Raw genomic sequence first — 22,743 nt, forward strand, 5'->3', positions numbered from 1 at the left:
GCTCGCGATGGCGCCAGTAGGGACCCTACAAAAACATCTCCCGACTCAATCCATGCCGCTGCATCTTTTCATTGAAGGTCCGCCGCGGCAGCTGCAGTTCTTCAAGCACCGCCTTCACATCCCCCTTGTGCCGGGTCAACGCCGCCCGCAGGCAATGTTCTTCGAACGCCTCCTGGCGAGCAGCCAGTGACTGCCCCGGCTCACTGCCCACCGGTGCAGGCTCATCCAGCCCCAATACCTGGCGCTCGGCGACGTTCGCCAGTTCGCGCACGTTCCCTGGCCAGTCGTGGCTCAGCAAGTGGCTCAACTGCGCACCGCTCAGCGGTGGGAAGGTGCGGCCCAGGCGTTCGGCAGCGCTTTGGGCAAAGGTTTCGAACAGCAACGGAATGTCTTCGCGCCGGTCACGTAGGGGCGGCAGGCGCAGCTCGGCGACGTTCAGGCGGTAGGCCAGGTCTTCGCGGAAACGTCCTGCCCGAGCCTCGTCCAGCAGGTCGGGCTTGGTCGCGGCGATGATGCGCAGGTCGACGCGGATACTCTGGTTCGAACCCAGGCGCTCGAGTTTCTGCTCCTGCAGCACCCGCAGCAGCTTCACCTGCTGGGCCAACGGCATGCTTTCGATCTCATCGAGAAACAGCGTGCCGCCATCGGCGTACTCAAGCTTGCCGATGCGCTTGCCCTGGGCGCCGGTGAACGCACCACTCTCGTGGCCGAACAGTTCGGCCTCGAATAATTGCTCAGGGATGGCCGCGCAGTTGAGCGCGACAAAGGGCTTGCGGGCACGCGGGCCGAAGTCATGCAGGCAGCGGGCAACCAGCTCCTTGCCGCTGCCGGTTTCACCGCGGATCAACACGTTGACCGGCAAGGCCGCCAGCTCCAGCACCTGCCGGCGCAATGTCTGCAAACCCCGGGACACGCCCAGCAGCGTCGCATCGAGCTTGGCGCGGTTGTCGGCCTGTGCATGCAGGGCGCGGTTCTCCAAAACCAGCCGGCGCTTGTCGAGGGCGCGGCGCAGGCTGCCGAGCAAGGTCTCGGGACTGAAAGGTTTTTCGAGGAAGTCGTAGGCGCCGTCGCGCATCGCGTCCACCGCCATGGGTACATCGCCGTGGCCGGTGAGCAGGATCACCGGCAAGTCGGCGTCGCGGCGTTGCACTTCTGCCAGCAACTCCAGGCCGGTCATGCCGGGCATGCGCACGTCGCTGAGGATCACTCCCGCAAAGTGCGCGGGCAGCTGCGCCAGACACTCTTCGGCGCGACTGAACAACTGCACTTCAAAACCGGACAGGCTCAACCATTGTTCGACGGCGTTGCGAATGCTGCTTTCGTCGTCAACGACAATCACTGAATTGAGCATGGGCCTTGAGCCTCCAGGTCGATCGGCAAAGTGAGGGTAAAGGCCGCGCCGCTGCCCTGGTTGTCTGCGCTCAGACGTCCACCGGATTCGTGGACGATGGCGAAGGACACGGCCAGGCCGATACCCAGGCCATCGCCTACGGGTTTGGTGGTGAAGAACGGATCGAAGACTTTGGCCAGGTTTTCTTCAGCAATACCGCCGCCGTTATCCGACACGGTCAGGCGCCACAGTTGTTCGTCTTCTTCCAGACGGATTTCCAGGCGCTTGCACGGCTTGTCGTGCATCGCGTCGAGGGCGTTGCGCAGCAGATTGATCAGCACCTGTTCCAGGCGAATCGAGTCGCCACGGACCCAGGCCGGGCGCGTCAGGTGCAGCACCGTGCTGACCTGCTCGTCGCGCAAGCGGGTTTCGAGCAGTTGCAGCGCCTGATCCACCACCGTCGCCAGATCCAGGCGTTCACGCAGGCCGCTGGGGCTCTTGCGCGCAAAGGTCTTCAAGTGGCCAGTCAGGGCGGCCATGCGCGTGAGCATGTCATCCACCGGCTTGAGCGCCTTGTAGGCGTCATCCACCCGACCGTGGTCGAGCAACAGGCGCAAGGTCGCCAGCTGCATGCGCTGGGCAGTCAACGGCTGATTTATTTCATGGGCCAACGCTGCGGACATCTGGCCGAGGGCGGCGAGCTTGGCCGATTGCACCAGGCCGTCCTGGGCGGTGCGCAACTCGCGGGTGCGTTCTTCCACCAGGCGTTCGAGCTCTTCGCGGCTGCGCTGGCGCATTTTCGCCAGGCGCCAGCGCTGATTGAGAAACAGCAACAGGAACACCAGCGCCAGCCATGAGCCGGCGGCAGCCAGGGCGGCAGTACGGCTGTCTTCAAAGGCCACCTGCGGGCGGCGCAACAGGTGCAGGGTCCAGCCTTCCGCCGCCAGGGGCAGGGATTCCCACAAGTATTCGACCTTGCCATCCGGGCCATCGACTCGCACCAGATCACTGTTGTCGTCGAAACTCTCCAGGGACTGATAGTCGAGCAGTGTCAGCGGCTGCTTGTCGTACTGGCGAGTCGCTTTGAGTTCGGCGTGGTCGCTGTCGTTCAGCGGTTTAAGCAAGCGATAACGCCAGCCGGGCTGATTGGCGATAAAGATCACCCCGCGCGCGTCGCTGACCAGCAGCGTGTCGCTGCCTTGGCGCCACTCACGCTCCAGCTCGGGGAATTCGAGCTTGACCACCATGGCCCCGAGAAAGCGCCCGTCATCAGCGATGACCGCACTGGACAGGAAATACCCGGGGATCCCGCTGGTCACCCCCACCGCGTAAAACCGCCCGGCACCCAGTGTGCGGGTCTGGCTGAAGTAGGGACGAAAACCATAGTTGTGTCCCACGTAGCTGCTGGGCAGACGCCAGTTGCTCGCCGCCACGGCCAGGCCGGTGTGATCGAGCAGTTCCAGGGTCGAGGACTCGGCGGCGCCGTTGATCTTTTCCAGTTTGCGGTTGAGCAGGTTTTGCTGTTCGGGCGTCGGCGGCCCATCCAGTGCCGAACGTAATTCCGGGTCCAGGGCCAGCACGGCGGGCAGGGCGCGGTAACGTTCGATCAGGGTGTGCAGCGAGGTCGCATACAGGCCCAGCTGCTGGTTGGCGCGGGCAGCGTCCTCCACCAGCGCCTGGCGCTCGGCGTGACGCATGGCCAGGGTGGCGGCGATGACTGCGCCGGCAACGATGACGAGGGAGTAGAGCGTCAGGCGCAGGGGGCGAGAGGACTCGAACATGCTGGGCGTTACACACGGGGACGGTGGGCGCGCACCATAGCATGAGCCATAAAAAAGGCGACAGGAGCATGACCCCTGTCGCCTTTGCCAGACGTGTCCGAAATGCTTACTGCACTTCTACCGCCAGGCTTTCACTGATCTTTTTCTGCCAGATGGCGGGACCTGTGATGTGTACCGACTCACCTTTGCTGTCTACCGCAACGGTCACCGGCATGTCTTTCACGTCGAACTCGTAGATGGCTTCCATGCCCAGTTCGGCGAATGCCACCACGCGGGATTTCTTGATGGCCTGGGCCACCAGGTAAGCCGCGCCGCCCACTGCCATCAGGTAAACCGCCTTGTGATCCTTGATCGCTTCGATCGCGGTCGGGCCGCGTTCGGATTTGCCGATCATGCCCAGCAGGCCGGTTTGCTCGAGGATCTGCCGGGTGAACTTGTCCATCCGCGTAGCGGTAGTAGGACCGGCAGGCCCGACCACTTCTTCGCGTACTGGATCAACCGGGCCGACGTAATAGATGAAGCGACCCTTGAGGTCCACCGGCAGGGTTTCACCCTTGTTCAGCATCTCGACCATGCGCTTGTGCGCAGCGTCGCGACCGGTGAGCATCTTGCCGTTAAGCAGGACGGTTTCGCCCGGCTTCCAGCTCTGCACTTCTTCCGGGGTCAGGGTGTCGAGGTTGACCCGACGGGCCGACGGGCCGGCTTCCCAGACGATTTCCGGGTAGGCGTCCAACGGTGGCGCTTCCAGCGAGGCGGGGCCGGAACCGTCGAGCACGAAGTGCGCGTGACGGGTGGCGGCGCAGTTCGGGATCATGCACACCGGCAACGAGGCGGCGTGGGTCGGGTAATCCATGATCTTCACGTCGAGCACGGTGGTCAGGCCACCGAGGCCCTGGGCGCCGATGCCCAGCTGATTGACCTTCTCGAACAGTTCCAGGCGCATTTCTTCGATACGGTTGGACGGACCGCGCTTCTTCAGCTCGTGGATGTCGATGGACTCCATCAACACTTCCTTGGCCATCACTGCGGCTTTCTCGGCGGTGCCGCCGATGCCGATGCCAAGCATGCCCGGTGGGCACCAGCCGGCGCCCATGGTCGGAACGGTCTTGAGCACCCAGTCGACGATCGAGTCGGACGGGTTGAGCATGGCCATTTTCGACTTGTTCTCGGAACCGCCACCCTTGGCAGCCACGTCCACTTCCACGGTGTTACCCGGAACGATGGAGTAGTGGATGACGGCCGGGGTGTTGTCCTTGGTGTTCTTGCGAGCACCTGCCGGGTCGGCGAGGATCGAAGCGCGCAGGACGTTCTCCGGCAGGTTGTAAGCCTGGCGCACGCCCTGGTTGATCATGTCGTCCAGGCTCATGGTGGCACCATCCCAACGCACGTCCATGCCCACGCGGACGAACACGGTGACGATACCGGTGTCCTGGCAGATCGGGCGGTGGCCGGTGGCGCACATGCGCGAGTTGATCAGGATCTGCGCCATGGAGTCACGGGCCGCTGGCGATTCTTCGCGCAGGTAGGCTTCGTGCATCGCCTGGATGAAATCCACGGGGTGGTAATAAGAAATGAACTGCAGGGCGTCGGCAACGCTCTGAATCAGGTCGTCTTGCTTGATCACGGTCATGAGTCGCGCTCCTCTTAAAGACGGGAACATTCAATAAGGTGCTTGCAGCTTGGGTGCATCGGTCGGTTGCAAGCACCTTTCAAGGCACGCCGGGGTAGCTGGCGCGACGCTAAAAAGGCGCGGCAGTATAGCGCGCCTCGGTTGGGTAAACACGCGCCAGAGGTCAATCGTTGGTCGCATAGGTGGATGACGTTGCGGATGGCAGGATTTATGGCGAAATCGAGTCATGGCTTTGACGCCATTTTTTCGATCTTAGAATTGAATGGTCATTTATCAGGCTCGACACTAAAGTGGTATCCGGACTGTAGAGTAGGACACTCAAACAGCGTTTTTTTCGCACGGTGAGTCAACGATTGACCCATAACGCCATCCAACGACTTTTGCTCAAACGCTTCGCCCTCGCCGCCGGTACCTATGCCCTGGCTTTGCTGCTGCTGTGGCTGGCTTTTTTCACCGGTCATTACAATGCTCCGCTTGCCAGCGTTACGATTGGCAGCGTCCTGGTGGTCATCAGCCAGGTGGCGTTGTTCATCCTGTTTTACAGCGGCCGCAACCTGCGCCTGGCCGACCCAAGCCTGACTGAAGCCCAGGTGTTGCTGGGGCTGGGCTGGCAAACCTGGCTGATCGCCCATCTGGATGAAGCCCGCGGCGCGTTCCTGGTCTTTTATGTACTGATCCTGCTGTTCGGCCTGTTCCATCTGTCGCACCGGGCTTTTATTCGCTGCGCCTTGCTGGTGTTCTTCAGTTTCAGTGCCATCACCCTGTGGGACGGTTACAACTTCCAGCTGGCCGATCCGGCGCTGGCGATGTTGCAGGTATGCCTGCTGTTCATTGTGCTGGTGTGGCTGGTGTTCTACGCCCGCTATGTCCAGGCCTCACGACAGCGCATGCGCCAGCGCCGGTTCGCCTTGCAGGCGCATCAGGACACCCTGCGCGGCATGATGCGCCAGCTTGAAGACCTGGTGGCCACGGACGAATTGACCGGGCTGTTCAACCGCCGACATTTCCTGCGCCTGGCGTCCCGCGAGCTGCATGCGATGGACGCAGGTGTGGTCCATGGCCTGGCGCTGATCGACCTCGATCACTTCAAGCGCATCAACGACGTACACGGCCATGCTGCCGGCGACCAAGTGCTGCAGGCCTTCGCCGCCGTCGCCAGTGCCTGTTTGCGCGAGGGGGACGTGCTGGCCCGGTATGGCGGAGAAGAGTTCGTGGTGCTGCTACCCGACTGCAACGCCGAGCGCCTGACTTCCTGCTGCGAGCGGCTGCGCATCGCCTTCACCGATGTTGAGTTGATCGGCATCAGCGTCAGTCACCTGAGCCTGTCGGCGGGCATGACCCTGCTGGAGCTGGGCGACGATCTGGATGACGCCTTGCACCGGGCCGACCAGGCACTTTATCGCGCCAAACGCGACGGGCGTAATCGCTGCGCGGCGGCGTGGGAGAACGCCGATGCCTGAGTTGCGCGTCGGCGAGCTTCAGTGGACGGTCGCGGCGGGCAGCAACCTGCTCGATGCGCTGAACCGTAACGGCGTTTCTGTGCCCTACAGTTGCCGCGCCGGCAGTTGCCATGCGTGCCTGGTGCAGTGCCTGCAAGGTCTCCCGAGCGACAGCCGACCCGATGCCCTGAGTCCCGAGCAGCGCCAGCAAGGTTGGCGCCTGGCCTGTCAGTGCCAGGTGGTCGAGGACTTGCAGGTGCACACTTTTGATCCACAACAGGATGGCCGCCCGGCCGAGGTGACTGCGGTCGATTGGCTCAGCGCCGATGTCTTGCGCCTGCGCCTGGTGCCACAGCGACCGTTGCGTTATAGCGCCGGGCAGCATCTGGTGTTGTGGGCAGGAAATGTTGCCAGGCCGTATTCACTGGCTAGCCTGCCCCAGGAAGATCGATTTCTCGAATTTCACCTCGATTGCCGGCAGCCGGGCGCCTTCAGCGATGTCGCCCGCCAGTTGCAGATCGGTGATTCGATCCGGCTGGGCGAATTGCGCGGCGGGGCGTTGCACTACGACCTGGACTGGCATGAGCGCCCTCTGTGGCTGATGGCCGCCGGCACGGGGCTGGCGCCGTTGTTCGGCATCTTGCGTGAGGCATTGCTGCAGGATCACCAGGGGCCCATCCGTGTCATGCACCTGGCCCATGACCCCCGGGCGCACTATCTGGCCAAACCACTGCAGGCCATGGCCGCCAGCCGCCCGAACCTCAGCGTCGAGCTTTGGACCCCGGCAGACGTGCCCACGGCTCTGGCGCAACTGCGCGTTGTTTCCCGGCAAACCCTGGCCTTGGTCTGCGGCGCCCCCGACAACGTCGACGCCTTTGCCCGGCGCCTGTACCTGGCGGGACTTCCGCGCAATCAACTGCTGGCCGACGTGTTCCTGCCCCGCGGTTGAGCGCTGATTTATCAGACGCGAGACCACCATGACCGACGCCATCCAAATTGAGCGCGAACGCGGGCTAACGTCATCGCGAGCAGGCTCACGGGGATCTTGTGAGCACTGCAAATCCACTGTGGGAGTGAGCCTGCTCGCGATGACGCCAGCCCGTCTAATACTAATATGAATGAAAAACTCCAACCAACGGGTCAGCCGTGGTAGCGCACAACCACACCCTTGTTAGCTGAGATGCCGGCAGCAACAATCTTGTCGCGTTGCAACACTACTGAAAACGCTCCGTCAGTTCGCGGACTCAGACGCGTACGTGCCCACCCGAGTGGTTCATTGAAAGTCACATCCAAGGTACCCCTCTGATCAAATCGGGCGATCACGATGTCGAACTCAAGAGAGTTCTTTTGTTTGTCTAATGCACCCGCGACCACCAGCTTGCCGTCTGTCTGGCGCGTAAACGTCTTCCACAGTGTGCTGCTTTCAGCCAGTCGAGTACTGAGTGGTTTGCCTGCATTGAAGTCGGGGTCGAGCTCACCGTTTGCTGTTAACTGAAGCAGTTGTCCAACGTAAGGGTCATGCACCGATCCGCCCAGGCTCAGAATCCCTCCATTTTCCAGAGATGCAATTGCTTCTGCCCTGGTACCGCCAGGCAGGCCACCCGGGTCGTTGATTACTCGAAAGCCCCCAGGGCCGAATGTGGGATCGGCTGCGCCCTCGGAGCTGAAACGAGCAAAGAACGTTTTCACAAGTGAGGATCCGATGGCCCAGACGCCGCCGCAGACTACATATCGGCCTTCTGTGTCGACGGTCACACTCCCAATCTGCGTTTGGCCGTTTTCATACCCGGGCGCGATGACGTCCAGATAGCCCGTGGCGTTGAAACCGGTGTCCAGCATTCCATTGACGAGAGTGCGAACGATCACGCCATAAGTGGGCCAGCCGGGCCGAAAAAAGAAGTGCGTCAGCAAGGTTTTGCCGTCATCCAGTTCCATTGAAGATTGTTGCTGGATGCCGGGATTCTCCGAGTCTGGTTTAAGGGAACTGGACAGTTCAGGGCGAGAAGAAGTGATGGCGGGCCCAGGAATAAAGTGGACTATTTTACCTTGGCCGTTTTCTCCAAATGTCGTGTCAATGTTTCCCATCAGGTCAAACTGCGCCATTGCAGGGTAAGGGTCTGTTCCGATGTAGGAGGCTCCCACGAGCAACAGCCTGTTGTCTTTCAGCACAAGCGCATGAGCGTATGAAGCTTCGGCCTCCTCAAAAACGCCTATCGCGTAACCATTGTTACCGAACTCAAGGACTATCTGGCCGTTCGCGCTCAATGCAGTGATAAAAAACTTCGATTCGTTCTGGAATGTTGCGGTGCCACATACGTACAACTTGTCATCGGGACCACTGATTACCGCCACCGGCTGTGTCGCTGCACCAGGGATGTCGATTGACGCTACACCGTTCAGTCCGAACGCCAAATCGATTTTACCAGCCATATTTGCTGACACGTCTGATTCTTGGATAGACATTGCTCTCTCCTTGGCATGCACCAACTTCTGCAGGAATTGCAGACGATGAGTATCTGGAGGAAGCGAGCGCAGCGATACTGGCATATATGACAGGGTGATAACCCGCTCATCGCTACTGTCAACTTTGACAGTAGCGCCTGCGCGTCAGTGAGGGTAAATAAAGAGAAGTTGTTTTTTGGTCTGCTATCCGCGCCCTCCCACAAGCCACCAATGGATTGGAATGACGATGCTCAATGCGTTGCAACCCTCACTGGACGCGTTCACTCCCAAAGTGACATCGGTAGATCCTCGTGGATTATCAGTCAGAATGATCGACTACCACCGGGCGCAGGCAGACTTGCAACCAGAGTCCAGAATCACTCGTCAGAAGCATGACTGGCAAGGCCGTCTGGTTGCTTCCATCGACCCCAGGCTTGGGCGGCAGGCTGAGTCGGACCGCTCGGTGAAGGAAAATATTTGCAGCCAATTCAGCTTGTCCGCGACGACGGTTTTTTCCGACAGCGTTGATGCCGGCTGGCGCCTGTTCCTCTTCAACGAAAACGGTGCGGCAGTATGTTCCTGGGACAGTCGCGGCCATTTTCGCCAGCAAGCACACGATGCGTTGAACAGGCTTGTCGCTGTGACAGAAACCATGCCGGATCAACCATCGGCAGTGGTCGAGCGTTTGAGCTACGGCCAAGTCGATGCCGCGTCTGCCCTGCGAAATCAATGCGGACGACTCATTCGCCATGACGACGCCGTCGGCAGTGAAGCAACAGCGGAGTTCGGGTTGCAGGGCGCGCCACTGCTACAGGCAAGACGTTTCACCCATTCCTTGTTGCCCCCCGACTGGCCGCTGGATGAAGAAGAGCGGGAGACCTTACTTGAACAGCGGTCCTTCACAACTCAGTGGCAATTGAGTGCGCTGGGCGAAACGCTCCGCCAGATCGATGCCCGCCAAAACACCCAACGCAGTAGCTATGGCCTGGGCGGACAACTGAAACAAGTGCATCTACAGATCAACGGCGCTGCTGAAAAGCCTGTCGTCCAGGTCATCGGCTATAACGTGGATAACCGGATCGTACGAGAAGTCGCTGGCAATGGTGTTGTTACCGCCTGCGAGTACGACGATCGTGACGGTCGACTCGTTCATCTGCATTGCGCAGTCAACGCTCAACGACCATTGCAAAGTCTGCGGTATGTCTACGATCCGGTTGGCAACGTGGTGGAGATCAATGATGAGGTCGCGGCGCCGGTCTACTTCCGTAACCAACGAGTCGATCATCGTTGCACCTATGGCTATGACTCGCTGTATCAACTGACCTGGAGTACGGGATTTGAAGCACTTCACGTGCGGGCTCCGACTCAACTCGCCAACTTTCGTGAAGACTATGAATATGACGAGGCCGGCAACTTGCGCACCCTGGTGCATGTTGGGGGCAATCAGTACACCCGGCAAATGGTCACTGCGATTCATAGCAATCGTAGCCTTGCGGTTCACGACAATGAAGTGCCCGGCGAGCCCGAAATTGCCGCTGGCTTTGATCCCAATGGTAATAGCCGAGCGTTGTTACGCGGTCAGGTGCTGGAGTGGGATGGCAGGAATCAATTACAGCGTGTGACCCCGGTACACAGGCCTGCTGGCGAAGATGATTGCGAGGTATATGTCTATGACAGCCAAGGGCGACGTCTGCGTAAATCCGCTACCCGTTTGAGCAAGTTCGGAAACGTGATTCGAGAGGTTCGCTACTTGCCTGGAATCGACTTGCATGCGGATTTAAATTCTGGCAAGTCTTATCAGGTCATCAGGCCGGGGGCAGGGCAGACCACGATCAGTGTCATGCATTGGGAATCGGAGCCGCCTGCCGGTATGGCGCCGCAGCATTGGTGTTACAGCCATCCAGACCATTTGGGCTCAAGTAGCCTTGAGTTGAACCAGGCAGCGGATGTGCTGAGTCAGGAATGGTATCTGCCTTACGGCGGCACAGCCTGGTGGGTGGATAACGGCAGTCCACAGGCCAGTTACAAGACCATTCGGTATTCAGGCAAGGAGCGGGATGCCAGTGGGCTTTACTACTACGGTTTACGTTACTACGCCCCCTGGTTGCAGCGGTGGATCAATCCAGATCCCGCTGGAAGGATTGATGGGCTTAATCTTTATCGGTTTGTGAGGAATAATCCCATTACCTTGAGTGATAGTAATGGGCTGTCTCCGCCCGTTACCATAGTGTTTGGGTGGAGCAACGCTCGCTATGAATTTAGTCCGAATTTTGCAGACGCTCACCAGCAGCAAAGCGTGGTGCATATCGAAGATTTCAACAATGCTTTAAACATCACGGATGATGAGGTTTTCGAAGACTATTTCGGGGTTATGAAAAAAATAGGTGAGGGTATTGCAATAGCGGACAGTCACGTCGAGTCATTCAAGAATGAATCGCCGCACTTCAGAGGTTCTGATGATGATGCGAGAGGCATGCTGCAAAGCTGGGCCGATCACCTGAAGGAAAATGTCTATTCATTGAACATTGTCCGAAAACTGAATAATTATGCAGAGCTAACTGGCCAGGGGAAACCCTCGGATGAGTACTGGAAAAAGAACTCGGACGATTCGATTTCTACCGCCTTGGCAAGGTCGATGACCGAGATGATAAAAGAGAATCCTGATGAGTTTTTTGCGCAGGATGATCGCAAGTTTTCTGCGCCGAAAACTACTGTTGCTAAATGGTTTTTTCGTCAGACTTCAAAAATGGGGCTCGACTGGTTCGCTCAAACACAGGATCAGGGGGGCATCATTTTTCTGGATGTCGCGTCGAAGGTTCCTGATCGCCTGAATTCAGGGTGGATGCCGCTTCAACCTCAAGTTTTTGAGGCCAAGCCGTATAAGGAAGCTACGAGTGAGATTGGCGAAGTCTTTAACGCGATCACGTTCTCGGAAAGACGTCACCTCAAGAAGAAAATGGCTGACCCTCAGTCATGCCTCGCAAGAAAAACTCAAGTTTGGACGCACGCGAAGGCGGCGCCGTACTTCAACTAAATTGCGACCGCTTCGCAAACAACGAAAAAAGCCCCGCCATTCACATGGCGGGGCTTCGTTTTTCAGCAACCGATCACTCAGACCATTGGATCGCCAACGTGCAGAATCTTCATGCCGTTAGTGCCACCAATGGTGTGGTAGCTGTCGCCCTTGGTCAGAATGACCCAATCGCCTTTCTCGACTACGCCGCGCTTGAGCAACTCGTCGATCGCAGCCTGGCTGACTTGCTCAGGCGGCAGGGAAGCCGGGTCGAACGGTACGGTGTAGACGCCACGGAACATGGCCGCGCGGGCCTGGGTTTCGCGGTGCGGGGAGAACGCGTAGATCGGCACCGAGGAGCGGATGCGCGACATGATCAGCGGCGTGTAGCCACTTTCGGTCAGGGCGATGATCGCCTTCACGCCCGGGAAGTGGTTGGCGGTGTACATGGCCGCCAGCGCGATGCTCTGGTCGCAGCTTTCGAAGACCTTGCCGATGCGGTGGCTGGAGGTCTTGCTGGTCGGGTGCTTTTCAGCGCCGATGCAGATGCGCGCCATGGCTTGCACGGCTTCCAGCGGATAGAGGCCGGCAGCACTTTCGGCCGACAGCATCACGGCGTCGGTGTAGTCGAGCACGGCGTTGGCCACGTCGGACACTTCGGCACGGGTCGGCATCGGGTTCTGGATCATAGACTCCATCATCTGGGTCGCCACGATCACCGCCTTGTTGTGGCGGCGCGCGTGCAGGATGATCTTCTTCTGAATGCCTACCAGCTCAGCATCACCGATTTCCACACCGAGGTCGCCACGGGCAACCATCACCGCGTCGGACGCCTTGATCAGGCCGTCGAGGGTTTCATCGTCGGCTACTGCTTCAGCGCGCTCGATCTTCGCCACCAGCCAGGCGGTACCGCCGGCTTCGTCGCGCAGTTGGCGCGCGTATTCCATGTCGGCGGCGTCACGCGGGAAGGAGACGGCGAGGTAATCAACCTCCATCTCTGCGGCCAGCTTGATGTCGGCCTTGTCTTTCTCAGTCAGGGCCGGTGCAGTCAGGCCGCCACCGCGACGGTTGATGCCTTTGTGGTCCGACAGCGGGCCGCCGATGATCACTGTGCAGTTCAGTTCGGTGGCAGTGGCGGTATCAACGCGCATCACCACACGACCGTCATCGAGCAGCAATTCATCGGCCACGCCGCAGTCCTTGACCAGGTCCGGGTAGTCGATGCCGACGATCTGCTGGTTGCCTTCAGTCAGGGGATGGCTGGTGGAGAAGGTGAATTTGTCACCAATCTTCAGCTCGATCTTCTTGTTGGCGAACTTGGCGATACGAATTTTCGGGCCTTGCAGGTCACCCAGCAGGGCGACAAAGCGGCCGTGCTTGGCAGCGAGGTCACGCACCAGCTTCGCGCGAGCCTTGTGCTCGTCGGGGGTGCCGTGGGAGAAGTTCAGACGGGCAACGTCCAGGCCAGCCAGAATCAGCTGTTCGAGAACTTCCGGCGAGTTACTGGCCGGGCCAAGGGTAGCGACGATTTTGGTACGACGGACGGACATGCAAAGACTCCTGAGTTCAAGCGCTGAGTGAGGCTACTATGCTCTTCGGTTGTAGTCATTGTTCCTGTGCACTACTTATTCGTTTGTCTGCTGAAACGAACATTGCTGAAGATTTTCGCCAACGGGTCGATACAGAGCTCAAGACAGGAGAACCCTCATGCGATTTGTGCTCATAGCCGCCCTGGCCCTCAGCGTCACGGGCTGCACCCGTTGGTCGATGAACCATCATTTGAATAACGCCTACAGTGCCTACGATCGGGGCAACTGCGAGCAGGTTACGCTCGAGCTGTCGAAAGTCGAACGCGCCAGCCGCGCCCGGTCTTACGTCTGGCCAGAAGTGTCGATGTTGCGCGGTTTGTGCCTGGAACGGCAGAAATTGTTTGTCGATGCGGCGCAAACCTATCAGTTCATCCTCGCATCGTACCCGCAAAGCGAATACGCATTCCGTGCCCGTGCGCGGCTGGAGACCTTGCAGTCACTGGGTCATTATCCATTGCGCAGCGCAACGGCAGTGCGCCCGACCCGGTTCTGATTGCATTTATCATGCAAAGCCCGGCCTACCAACGACGGTGAGCTATAGTGCAATGGATCGAGCCTGCAGTTGTGTCTGCAGATCGGCGTAACACCTGTGATCGGCAGAAGTAAGCGACAGCGTTCATGGACTGTCGCACCAGGATCAGGGAGAGCGTGCTCATTGCCAAAATAGGCGGGCCCGTTCCGAAGCATTAGTGCGGCTCTGCTTAAGAGCCTTGCATGGCGAATTCAGCATGTTCACCGACCGCCGGATCGAGCGGCATCAACTGCCGTATTTTCTGAAAGTGTTCAACAGCGTGACGGACAAGCCTATCGGCTTCCTGGGTAACGTGTCGGAAGACGGACTGATGCTCATCAGTCAGTTGCCGATGTTGGTCGGCGCGGATTTCGATCTGCGTCTCAAGCTTCCACTCAGTGATGGCTCCCAGCAAATCATTGATCTGCGCGGATGTTGTCTGTGGTGCCATGAAGACGCCACACCGCATCACTACGATGCCGGTTTCAGTTTGCAGCGAGCTCCGGTGGAATACGGGTATCTGGTCAGTGCGTTGCGGCAGTACTTCAGCTTTCAGCCGCAGTCGGCTTCGGCCTGACAGGGGCGTTGAACTTCAGGCGCTTCCACCACGCTTCAGACTCAGATAATGCGTCACCAGCGCCGCACCCAACTCCCCTGGCCGCACATCCACCACTGGAACTCCGTGAGCACTCAGCCGCTCATGGAGTTGTGCCCGCGAGTTCATATAGTCCACCGTCCCACAATAAATGAGCGACTCCGCGAGGGTTTGCACCGGCGTCTGGCGCACCCTGTCGAGGACCTCCTCGCGCAAGCTTGCCAGCAGCACTCGGTGCTGTTTACCCAGGCGCTGAACGGCGCTGATCAAATCATCGTCGTCCTCATCGCGCAAGTTCGTCACCAGCACCACCAGGCCACGGCGTTTCTGCCGGGCTAGTAGCTGGCTGGCGGCTGCCTGATAATCTGCGGGGCGCTGGGTAGTGTCCAGGTCATACACGGCATTTAGCAGAACATTAAGCTGCCCCGTGCCTTTGACCGGCGCGAGATAGCGCGGCTGTTCACAGGCGAAAGTGTGGAGGCCAACAGCATCCCCTTGGCGCAAGGCGATGTAGCTCAGCAGCAGGCAGGCATTCAGTGCGTGATCGAAGTGCGCGAGCTCGCCGTCCTGGCTGCGCATGCGCCGCCCGCAGTCGAGCATGAAAATGATCTGCTGGTCGCGCTCGTCCTGGTATTCACGGGCGATGGGCGTGCGTTGGCGTGCGGTGGCCTTCCAGTCGATCTGGCGCAGGCTGTCGCCTTCGCGAAACTCCCGTAGCTGATGAAATTCCAACCCCAGGCCCCGGCGTTGTCGCTGGCGCACTCCGAGTTGGCTGAGCCAGTTGTCCACTGCCAGCAATTGGCCGCCGTAGAGGCGGGAGAAGTCGGGGTAGACGCGGGTAATGTCCGCCACCTCCAGCAGGCGTTTGTCCGACCACAGGCCCAGGGGGCTCGGCAGATTTACTTCGCAGTGTTCAAAACTGAAGTGGCCACGCTTGAGGGGGCGCAGGCGATAGCCGACCTGGCTGCGGTGTCCCGGTTGCAGCTCGACCGACAGTGGCAGGTTTTCGACACTCAACCCTTCGGGGACGTGGTCGTAAAGCTGCAAAGTGCGTGATTGCGCCGAGTCATGTTCGACCTCCAACCGCACTTCGCTCCAACGGCCCAACGCCAGGCTGGTCGGCATTTGTCGGGTGATGCGCGGCGAGGCTTGGCCCCGGATGAGGAGGGCGTCGAGTATTGCCAGCACGAGCAGCGCCAGCAGCAAGCCCCAGTTGATCGGTGTCAGGCTCCCGGGCAGCGCGAAGTCCAGCGCGCGCAAGGTGCCCAGCACAACGCCGATGGCCAGCAACAGTGCCACCCAGATCAGCAGCAGACGCGAGGGTTTCACGACCGCGGTGCCGGCACTTGATCGAGCAGTTGGCGCAGCACCTGATCCACGTCCAGCCCTTCGATATCCAGCTCCGGCGCGATGCGCACCCGATGGCGCAGCACCGCCAGGGCGCAACCTTTTATGTCATCGGGAATCACGAAATCACCGCCGCGCAACAAGGCTCGTGCTCGGGCGCAGCGCACCAGCGCAATGGACGCGCGAGGCCCGGCGCCGAGGGTCAGCCCCGGCCAGCTGCGGGTGGTGCGGGCCAGGCGGACGGCGTAGTCGAGGACCTGCTCGTCCAGTGCCAGATCGCTGGCAATCCGCTGCAAGGCCAGCACGTCCTTGGCCTGCAGCACCGTGCGCAAAGGCTGCACATCGAGCATGTCAGCGCGGGTCGAGCGAGTGACCTGGCGCACCATGTCCAGCTCCTGACTCGCGTCGGGATAATCCATGCGCACCTTGAGCATGAAACGGTCCAGTTCCGCCTCGGGTAGGGGGTAGGTGCCTTCCTGTTCGATCGGGTTCTGCGTGGCGAGCACCATGAAGGGCTGGGCGATCGGCAGGGCGCGGCCTTCGAGGGTGACCTGGCGTTCCTGCATGGCTTCCAACAGCGCCGCCTGGGTCTTGGCGGGCGCTCGGTTGATCTCGTCGGCCAGCAGCAGGTTGGTGAACAGCGGGCCTTTGCGCAACTTGAACTGTTCGGTCTGCAGGTCGTAGACCGCGTGCCCGGTGACGTCGCTGGGCATCAGGTCCGGAGTGAACTGTATGCGTGCAAATTCGCCACCAAAGCAGCGGGCGAGGGCGCGCACCAGCAAGGTCTTGCCCAGCCCCGGCACGCCTTCGAGCAACACATGACCGCCGGCGATCAGGGCGGTCAGCACATCATCGATCACCGAATCCTGGCCGATCAGCGCCTTCTGCAGTTCAGCCCGCACCGCCTGGGCCAGTTGACTGGCGCGCTGGCGTTGCTGGGCGGCGTGGCTCGGCGTTGCAGGTTCGGTCTGGTCACTCATAAGGCATTCCTCAAGGATTGCAGGTGGGCCACCTGACGGCTGAAGTCGGCGCTTTTGAGCCGCTGCTTCGGTCGCGGGCTCATGGCCTGGCTGATAGCGCGTGTGGGTTGGCCGGTCAGGCGCGAGAGCACCAGCCATTGTTCGGCAATGCCGAGTTGATCAAAGCCCTGATGGCGGCGGCGCACCCGTCGCAGGATGTCCTGTCGCAATGCTTGCAGGAGGCTGTGCTGGCCGTTGCGACGGAGCATGAAGTCGGCGCTGGCGCGCAAATGTTCCTGGAGTTGTCGGCGCGCTCGCCCAGGGGTTTCCTGCAGAGGGCCGTGGCGTACGCCGGCCTGCCAGCAGCCCAGGCCGATCAGGGCGATCAGCGCCACCAGCGCCTGGGGGAAATAGCGCAGCAGCAGGGTCAGCAGGTTGTCGTGATCGGTATTGAACAGCAACGTTACCTGCGTATCGGCGGTGAGATACCAGAGCAGCCAGGCATTATCGTACTGGTCGATGGCCGGGGTTTTCCACAGGTCGGCGTCGGTGACCACGACGATCGATCCCCGCCCGTGATTCAGTTGCATCATGTGTGTGGCCCTGGCGCTGTTGGCCCAGGCCTGGGCGAGATTGTGCGGGTCTTCTAGGTGAAAGTCAGTGTCGAAACCGGCGTAGGCCGGCGCATCGTCGTCTTCCAGGTAGAGCTTGGTCAGCTTGGGATAGGGATCATCGTCGGGACCCGTCGGCGGCTCCTTGAGGTCCTTGCTCAGGGACTGATGCAATTGCACGCGGTCGAGTAGCAGGTCATTGCTCTGCCCGGTCTTCTCATCCCACAACGACTCGGCTACGAACACCAGGCGGCCGCCAGCCCGGGTCCAGTTCAGGACTTGATCAATCTGCCGGGGCGTCATGTTGTAGCGGTTGCCAAACAGTAACAGGCTGTGCTGACGCGGATCGAGCGAGGGCAGGATGTCGAGGCCATTGGCGTGGCCGACGGTCAGGCCCTGTTTGCGCAGGAAGTGCTCGGCTGCGAGGTAAGGGTTGGCCAGTGCCTCGGGTGCGGGGCCGTGATCGATCTCGGCCTGATAGGGCGTGGCTTTCAGGTACAGGTAGAGTGCCAGGATCACCAGGAGCACCGCGATGATCGCGCCGATCGCCAAACCATAACGCCGTTTCAACGCGAGGCTCCGGGGCCGAACAAGGCGCGCCAGCCGTCACACAATTGTCGCTGCACCGATGCGGCAGGCAGGCGATGCCCGTAGGCCATGTTCTGCCAATGTGTGGTCAGGTTCTTGCTGAAAGCCGCCAGCGCCGGCTGGTTCAATTGTTCGATACGCTGCAATACCTGGCCTTCGGTGTCGGCCGGCTTGAGCGGCATGTCGAAATCGTGCAGCAAATGGCTGAGCAGGGCGCGATAGAGCAAGCCGAGCGCCTCCCGGGGTTGCGTCTGCCACAGCAGTTCGGCACTGGCGGCAATGTCGGCGGGCATGGTGTCACGGCCAAGATCGAGGCCGAATGCCTGTGTGGGAAATGCTCGGTGGTTTGTTCTATCGGCTCGCGGTCGACGGCTGACAAACGCCTGCAGCCAGTCGCGGTAATGCCAGATCAATAAACCCGCCGCGCCGATCACTGCGCCCCACAACAGCACCTCGATCAGCGTCGCCACCGCGCCAAAGCGCTGAGTGTCCAGCAGCTTGAGTAGCGCTTTCAGCCAGGCGGGTGTCGGGTCATCATCAGCGCTTCCAGGGCCGGTCTGCTCTTCGCCAAAGCGATAGCGGGTGACGGTTTCCTTGTTCGTGAATGGCGGGCTGTCGAGGATCGCCTTGATGCTGTCCCGGGAGGCCTGGCTGGTCAGCGGCTGATCGAGCAGACGCGGCCTGTCCGGTGTGGTTGTCGGTTCTGCGGCCCACACGCTTTGCCCGGTCGGCATCAGTAAAAAAGCCGCCAGCAATAGAATGCCGGCGGTGCCTTGCAGGCGCTGACGCAGTCGACGGAACACCAGTTCGATGTCCCAGGCCTCGAGCAGCGTGCGCCGGTTCAGGTACAGGCTGAAACCGCAGGCCACGTAGACGGGTTCCCACATGATCAGCACCAACACATAAAAGGCGTTGCTCAGGTGTTCGAGCCACAGCCATTCCTGCTGGGTGCTGGAGAGCAGGGTCTGCCAGCTCCAGTCGATTTCGATCTGCTGCGGCAGTAGCAGGTAGAACAGCACCATCAGGCCGATCCACAAGGCGCTTTCCAGGTGCACGCCGATGACCGTCAACCAGCGCGCGGCGTTGGCGTCGCGCTGCATCAGTACCTGCAAACGCTGTTCCCGCGCCAGGCCATCGAGCCCTTCGAGTTGCATGACCGGCATCAGGAAACTGCGGCTCAGGCTCAGGCGTCGCCACGTCAGGCTGGCCAGCAGTTGCGGCCGGAGCAATCGCGGCCATTGGCGTAGCGCCTGTTTCAAGGTGGGCGTTTCACCGAACAGGGCTTTGGACAGGATGTACAACGGCAGCCGTTCGAAGGCCGGTTTCAACCACCAGAAAATAAACACGGCGAGTGTCGGCGAGTCCCATAGCATCAGGCTCAGCAGCGCAAACACCGGCAGGGTGACGATGGCCCAACTGGTCATCAGCAAGCGGCGGTGATGCTGGCTCAACACCACGCCCAGGTCCATGGCTTCCCAGGTCTGGCGCGGCCGAATCACCACGGTGGCGTCACTCAGGCGCATGAACAGTCCGCCCGGCAAACAGCAGATACCCGCCCACCAATGACCAGAGCACGGCGCCCACCAGGTATTTGGTGGTGGGCGCCGGCCCGGTCATCGACGACCAGTACGCTTCGATAAAGGCCGCAATCAGCAGAAACAGCATGACCCCGCAGATCAACTGCACGCTGGTTTTTGCCGCCAGGCGCAAGGCCTCGGCGCGCCGCAAGCGACCGGGCGCAATCAACGCCCATCCCAGCTGCAGGCCTGCGGCGCCCGCCAGAACGATGGCAGTGAGTTCAAAGGCGCCATGCCCAATCACGAATGACCAGAAGGTTTGCCCGAAGCCGATGTGGGTCAGGTGCCCGGCCACCGCGCCGATCATCAAGCCGTTGAACACCAGGAAAAACGCGCTGCCGAGGCCAAACAGCAGACCGCTGGCAAAGGTTTGAAACGCAATGCCGATGTTATGCATGATGTAGTAGCCGAACATCACCCAGTCCTCGCTGGCGGCCCGTTCCGCCGAGCGCCCCAGGTGACCGGCCTCGGGGTCGTACATGCCTTGCATCTGGCTGACCTGCTCCGTCGGGATCAGGTTGTAGATCAGCTCCGGAAACCAGTACACCAGCAGCGCAAAGCCGATCAGGCTGCCAAAAAACAGCAGGCCGGCAACCAGGACGAAATGCCATTGCGCACGCACCAGCCGGGGAAAACCGGCCAGGATGAACGCCAGGGCATCAGCCCCCAGTTGGCTATGGTGTCGATACAGCTGTTGATGGCCGCGCAACACCTGTTGCTGCAGTGAGTCGATGAGAAAGCTGCTGTAACCGCGCTCCTGAGCCAGCGCCAGATGATGGCAAAGGCGACGGTAATCAGCGGCGAAGCTGTCAGTCCCCGAGTTTTTCCTGCCCCGTTCCAGGCCATCGAGGGTCAGGGCCAATCGCTCCCATTCGGCCTTGTGGCGAATTTCGAAAAGACTCTGCTTCATGCGGGGCCCATCAACCCGCGGGCAATTCCAGCGAGTTCGGCCACCGCCCTTGGGGCATCGAGCTGCAAGGGTTGCACGACGATAGAGGCAAGCTCGTTGGCCCGTGCCGTGGAGAGCTGCCCCTGGCGTTCGGCAAATCCGAGGATGGCGCGTTGCTCGGGCAGGGTCAGGGCTACCACCGCACGTCGGGGTTCGACATCAGGCAGGGGCGGGCGCGTCAGCGGTTGTTCGCGGTAGATCACCAGGGTGCCGGCGGCGATGTCACCGAGGCGCTTGAAGGTGGGATGTTGCAGGCAGCTGATGGCTCCCAGGACGTAGCCAAATGGCAGCATGTCAACAAATCGCAGCAGGTTGCGCAGCAGGGACGCGGACCAGCCGACCGGCGTGCCATCGTCCTGGACCACTCGCAGGCCCATCCACCGCTTGCCCGGCGACTGGCCCTGATTGAGCACTTCGAACAGGACCATGTACCACCAGCTCACGATGAACAGCAGGATCGACCCCAGGCCCGCGCCGAGTTTTCCCAGGAACGACAGGACGATGAACAGCAGGCCAAGGATCAGCCCGCGCAAACCCAGGTCGATGGAAAAGGCCAGCACCCGGACCATCAACCCGGCCGGGCGCAATGGCAGGTCGATGCCCTCCGGCGTCTCGACCTGATACCGCGTATCCAGTGGTGCGGACAGCTTCGCTTTCCTTGCCAGTGCTGTGGTCTCGAGCATGGGCAACCTTGATGTGGCCTGGTCGGGATTTGGTCTCGACTGGATGCTAACAGCCTCCCGGGGGAAAACCACATCACAATGTAATACGCCGTATGCATCTCGCGTCGCCCGAATCACAACAGGACTGGCCGTGGCGTGACATGAACGCCTAGACTTCGCCGATCTTCAGTACAGGAACAGCCCGTGACTTCCATCTTCTGGTACGACTATGAAACCACCGGCATCAATCCCCGATGCGACCGCCCGCTGCAAGTCGCCGGCATTCGCACCGACTTTGCACTGAATGAAATAGACGAGCCGGTCAATCTTTACTGCCAGCCCAGCGAGGACATCCTGCCTCATCCCGCCGCCTGTGCGATTACCGGGATCACCCCTGGCCGGCTGGCCGAGCAGGGCCTGAGCGAGGCTGATTTCATGACTCGGGTGCATGCCCAGCTCGCGGCACCGGGTACCTGCGGCGCTGGCTACAACACCTTGCGCTTCGACGACGAGATGACTCGCTACAGCCTGTATCGAAATTTTTTCGACCCCTATGCACGTGAATGGCAAGGCGGCAACAGCCGCTGGGACCTGATTGATGTAGTTCGCGCAGCCTACGCCCTGCGTCCTGATGGCCTGACCTGGCCGACTGACGAACAGGGGCGGGTGACGCTCAAGCTGGAACGCCTGACGGCCGCCAACGGCATCGACCATGGCAACGCCCACGAGGCGCTTTCGGATGTGCGTGCAACCATCGCCCTGGCGCGTTTGATTCGTGAAAAACAGCCGAAACTGTATGACTGGCTGTTTCAGCTGCGCGGCAAGCAAAAAGTGCTGGATCAGATCCGGCTGTTGCAACCCATGGTGCACATCTCCGGGCGCTTCTCGGCAGCGCGTCACTATGTCGGTGTGGTGTTGCCCTTGGCGTGGCATCCGAAAAACAAGAACGCACTGATCGTCTGCGATTTGCACCTCGACCCCCAGGGCTTGCTGGATCTGGATGCCGACGCGCTGCGCGAGCGCCTGTACACCCGTGGCGATGCCTTGGCCGAGGGCGAATTGCCGGTGCCGTTGAAGCTTATTCACATCAACAAGTGCCCGGTGGTGGCGCCATTGTCGGTGCTTCGTCCGCAGGATCAGCGACGCCTGGGACTGGACATGGCGCTTTATCAGGCGCGGGCGCTGCGGCTAAGTGACGCACAGGAAGTTTGGAAAGATAAAGTTCAGGCGATCTATGCCCAGGAGGGCTTTGTTCCAAGCGAAGACCCCGAACAACAGTTATACGATGGTTTTATCGGAGACCGGGATCGCCGTTTGTGCGAACAAGTCCGGGCGGCAGATCCTGCGCAATTGGCCCAACAGCAGTGGCCGTTCGATGATGAACGCCTGCCTGAATTATTGTTTCGATATCGAGCTCGCAACTTCCCGCAGACCTTGAGTTTCGAAGAACAGGAACGCTGGCAGATATTTTGTCGGCAGCGTTTGACCGCACCTGAATGTGGCGCTCCCAATACCCTGGAATCATTTGCACAGGCCGCAGCCCAATTGGCGCTTACTGCATCGCCATTTCAACGAGAGGTGCTGGATCACTGGCACAATTATGTCCAGACATTACGGGTTCGTTTGAACCTTTGAAAACGAACATGCCCGGCTTTGAATAGCAGGCATAAAAAAACGCCAGCATTGAGCTGGCGTTTTTTTTGGCGCGGATCAGTCTGCG

At 60.3% G+C, this 22,743-nt stretch carries 17 protein-coding genes; 6 read left to right on the forward strand and 11 right to left on the reverse strand.

Translation table 11 applies throughout. The features are described 5' to 3' along the window. Positions 1–25: 25 nt before the first annotated feature. From ACYZTK_RS21210 to ACYZTK_RS21220, 3 genes are all read right to left on the reverse strand, one after another. Positions 26–1,351 (reverse strand): sigma-54-dependent transcriptional regulator, encoded by a 1,326-nt coding sequence (locus tag ACYZTK_RS21210; protein ID WP_462011627.1) that lies wholly within the window; start codon positions 1,349–1,351, stop codon positions 26–28. Continuing rightward, positions 1,336–3,111, reverse strand: a complete 1,776-nt coding sequence (locus ACYZTK_RS21215) for an ATP-binding protein (RefSeq protein WP_462011628.1) — start codon at positions 3,109–3,111, stop codon at positions 1,336–1,338. The genes ACYZTK_RS21210 and ACYZTK_RS21215 overlap by 16 nt, the downstream gene beginning before the upstream one ends. Before the next feature lie 106 nt (positions 3,112–3,217). Next, entirely contained in the window at positions 3,218–4,741 is a 1,524-nt protein-coding gene (locus tag ACYZTK_RS21220; RefSeq protein ID WP_162439642.1) for a fumarate hydratase, read from the reverse strand. Positions 4,742–5,094: 353 nt separating this feature from the next. Here ACYZTK_RS21220 and ACYZTK_RS21225 point away from each other — a divergent pair, with 353 nt between their 5' ends. Then, a complete protein-coding gene (locus ACYZTK_RS21225; RefSeq protein ID WP_462011629.1) occupies positions 5,095–6,201 on the forward strand; it encodes a GGDEF domain-containing protein in 1,107 nt (368 codons plus the stop codon). Further along, positions 6,194–7,129, forward strand: a complete 936-nt coding sequence (locus ACYZTK_RS21230; protein ID WP_462011630.1) for an iron-sulfur-binding ferredoxin reductase — start codon at positions 6,194–6,196, stop codon at positions 7,127–7,129. Before ACYZTK_RS21225 ends, ACYZTK_RS21230 begins: the two co-directional genes overlap by 8 nt. A 191-nt stretch (positions 7,130–7,320) precedes the next feature. Here ACYZTK_RS21230 and ACYZTK_RS21235 read toward each other — a convergent pair whose 3' ends face one another. After that, positions 7,321–8,643 (reverse strand): NHL repeat-containing protein, encoded by a 1,323-nt coding sequence (locus tag ACYZTK_RS21235; RefSeq protein ID WP_462011631.1) that lies wholly within the window; start codon positions 8,641–8,643, stop codon positions 7,321–7,323. Positions 8,644–8,863: 220 nt separating this feature from the next. Between ACYZTK_RS21235 and ACYZTK_RS21240 the strand changes: the two genes are divergently transcribed. After that, complete coding sequence (locus ACYZTK_RS21240; RefSeq protein WP_462011632.1) at positions 8,864–11,656, forward strand: RHS repeat domain-containing protein; 2,793 nt, start codon at positions 8,864–8,866, stop codon at positions 11,654–11,656. 77 nt (positions 11,657–11,733) lie between these two features. Here the strand turns inward: ACYZTK_RS21240 and pyk are convergent, their stop codons facing one another. Beyond that, positions 11,734–13,185, reverse strand: a complete 1,452-nt coding sequence (pyk, locus tag ACYZTK_RS21245; protein WP_462011633.1) for a pyruvate kinase — start codon at positions 13,183–13,185, stop codon at positions 11,734–11,736. Between the two features lie 157 nt (positions 13,186–13,342). Between pyk and ACYZTK_RS21250 the strand changes: the two genes are divergently transcribed. Continuing rightward, a complete protein-coding gene (locus tag ACYZTK_RS21250; RefSeq protein WP_462011634.1) occupies positions 13,343–13,717 on the forward strand; it encodes a tetratricopeptide repeat protein in 375 nt (124 codons plus the stop codon). 235 nt (positions 13,718–13,952) lie between these two features. Continuing rightward, complete coding sequence (locus tag ACYZTK_RS21255) at positions 13,953–14,312, forward strand: PilZ domain-containing protein (RefSeq protein WP_462011635.1); 360 nt, start codon at positions 13,953–13,955, stop codon at positions 14,310–14,312. Between the two features lie 15 nt (positions 14,313–14,327). Here ACYZTK_RS21255 and ACYZTK_RS21260 read toward each other — a convergent pair whose 3' ends face one another. Genes ACYZTK_RS21260 through ACYZTK_RS21285 form a run of 6 tightly spaced genes read right to left on the reverse strand, consistent with a single transcriptional unit; the run spans position 14,328 to position 21,044 of the window. Then, positions 14,328–15,659, reverse strand: a complete 1,332-nt coding sequence (locus ACYZTK_RS21260; RefSeq protein WP_462011636.1) for a DUF58 domain-containing protein — start codon at positions 15,657–15,659, stop codon at positions 14,328–14,330. Continuing rightward, the gene (locus ACYZTK_RS21265; protein ID WP_462011637.1) at positions 15,656–16,657 is read right to left on the reverse strand and encodes an AAA family ATPase; all 1,002 of its coding nucleotides are present in this window, start codon (positions 16,655–16,657) and stop codon (positions 15,656–15,658) included. The genes ACYZTK_RS21260 and ACYZTK_RS21265 overlap by 4 nt, the downstream gene beginning before the upstream one ends. Beyond that, entirely contained in the window at positions 16,654–17,817 is a 1,164-nt protein-coding gene (locus tag ACYZTK_RS21270) for a DUF4350 domain-containing protein (protein ID WP_462011638.1), read from the reverse strand. The genes ACYZTK_RS21265 and ACYZTK_RS21270 overlap by 4 nt, the downstream gene beginning before the upstream one ends. Further along, on the reverse strand, positions 17,814–19,358 hold the full coding sequence (locus ACYZTK_RS21275; protein WP_462011639.1) for a DUF4129 domain-containing protein: 1,545 nt from the start codon (positions 19,356–19,358) through the stop codon (positions 17,814–17,816). The genes ACYZTK_RS21270 and ACYZTK_RS21275 overlap by 4 nt, the downstream gene beginning before the upstream one ends. Next, a complete protein-coding gene (locus ACYZTK_RS21280; protein WP_462011640.1) occupies positions 19,345–20,322 on the reverse strand; it encodes a stage II sporulation protein M in 978 nt (325 codons plus the stop codon). The genes ACYZTK_RS21275 and ACYZTK_RS21280 overlap by 14 nt, the downstream gene beginning before the upstream one ends. Continuing rightward, on the reverse strand, positions 20,319–21,044 hold the full coding sequence (locus ACYZTK_RS21285; RefSeq protein ID WP_462011641.1) for an RDD family protein: 726 nt from the start codon (positions 21,042–21,044) through the stop codon (positions 20,319–20,321). Before ACYZTK_RS21285 ends, ACYZTK_RS21280 begins: the two co-directional genes overlap by 4 nt. A gap of 183 nt (positions 21,045–21,227) precedes the next feature. On the opposite strand from ACYZTK_RS21285, the gene sbcB reads away from it, so the two are divergent. Next, positions 21,228–22,658 (forward strand): exodeoxyribonuclease I, encoded by a 1,431-nt coding sequence (gene sbcB, locus ACYZTK_RS21290; protein ID WP_462011642.1) that lies wholly within the window; start codon positions 21,228–21,230, stop codon positions 22,656–22,658. The last annotated feature ends 85 nt before the right edge of the window (positions 22,659–22,743 follow it).

Source organism: Pseudomonas sp. LB3P31 (assembly GCF_054897945.1).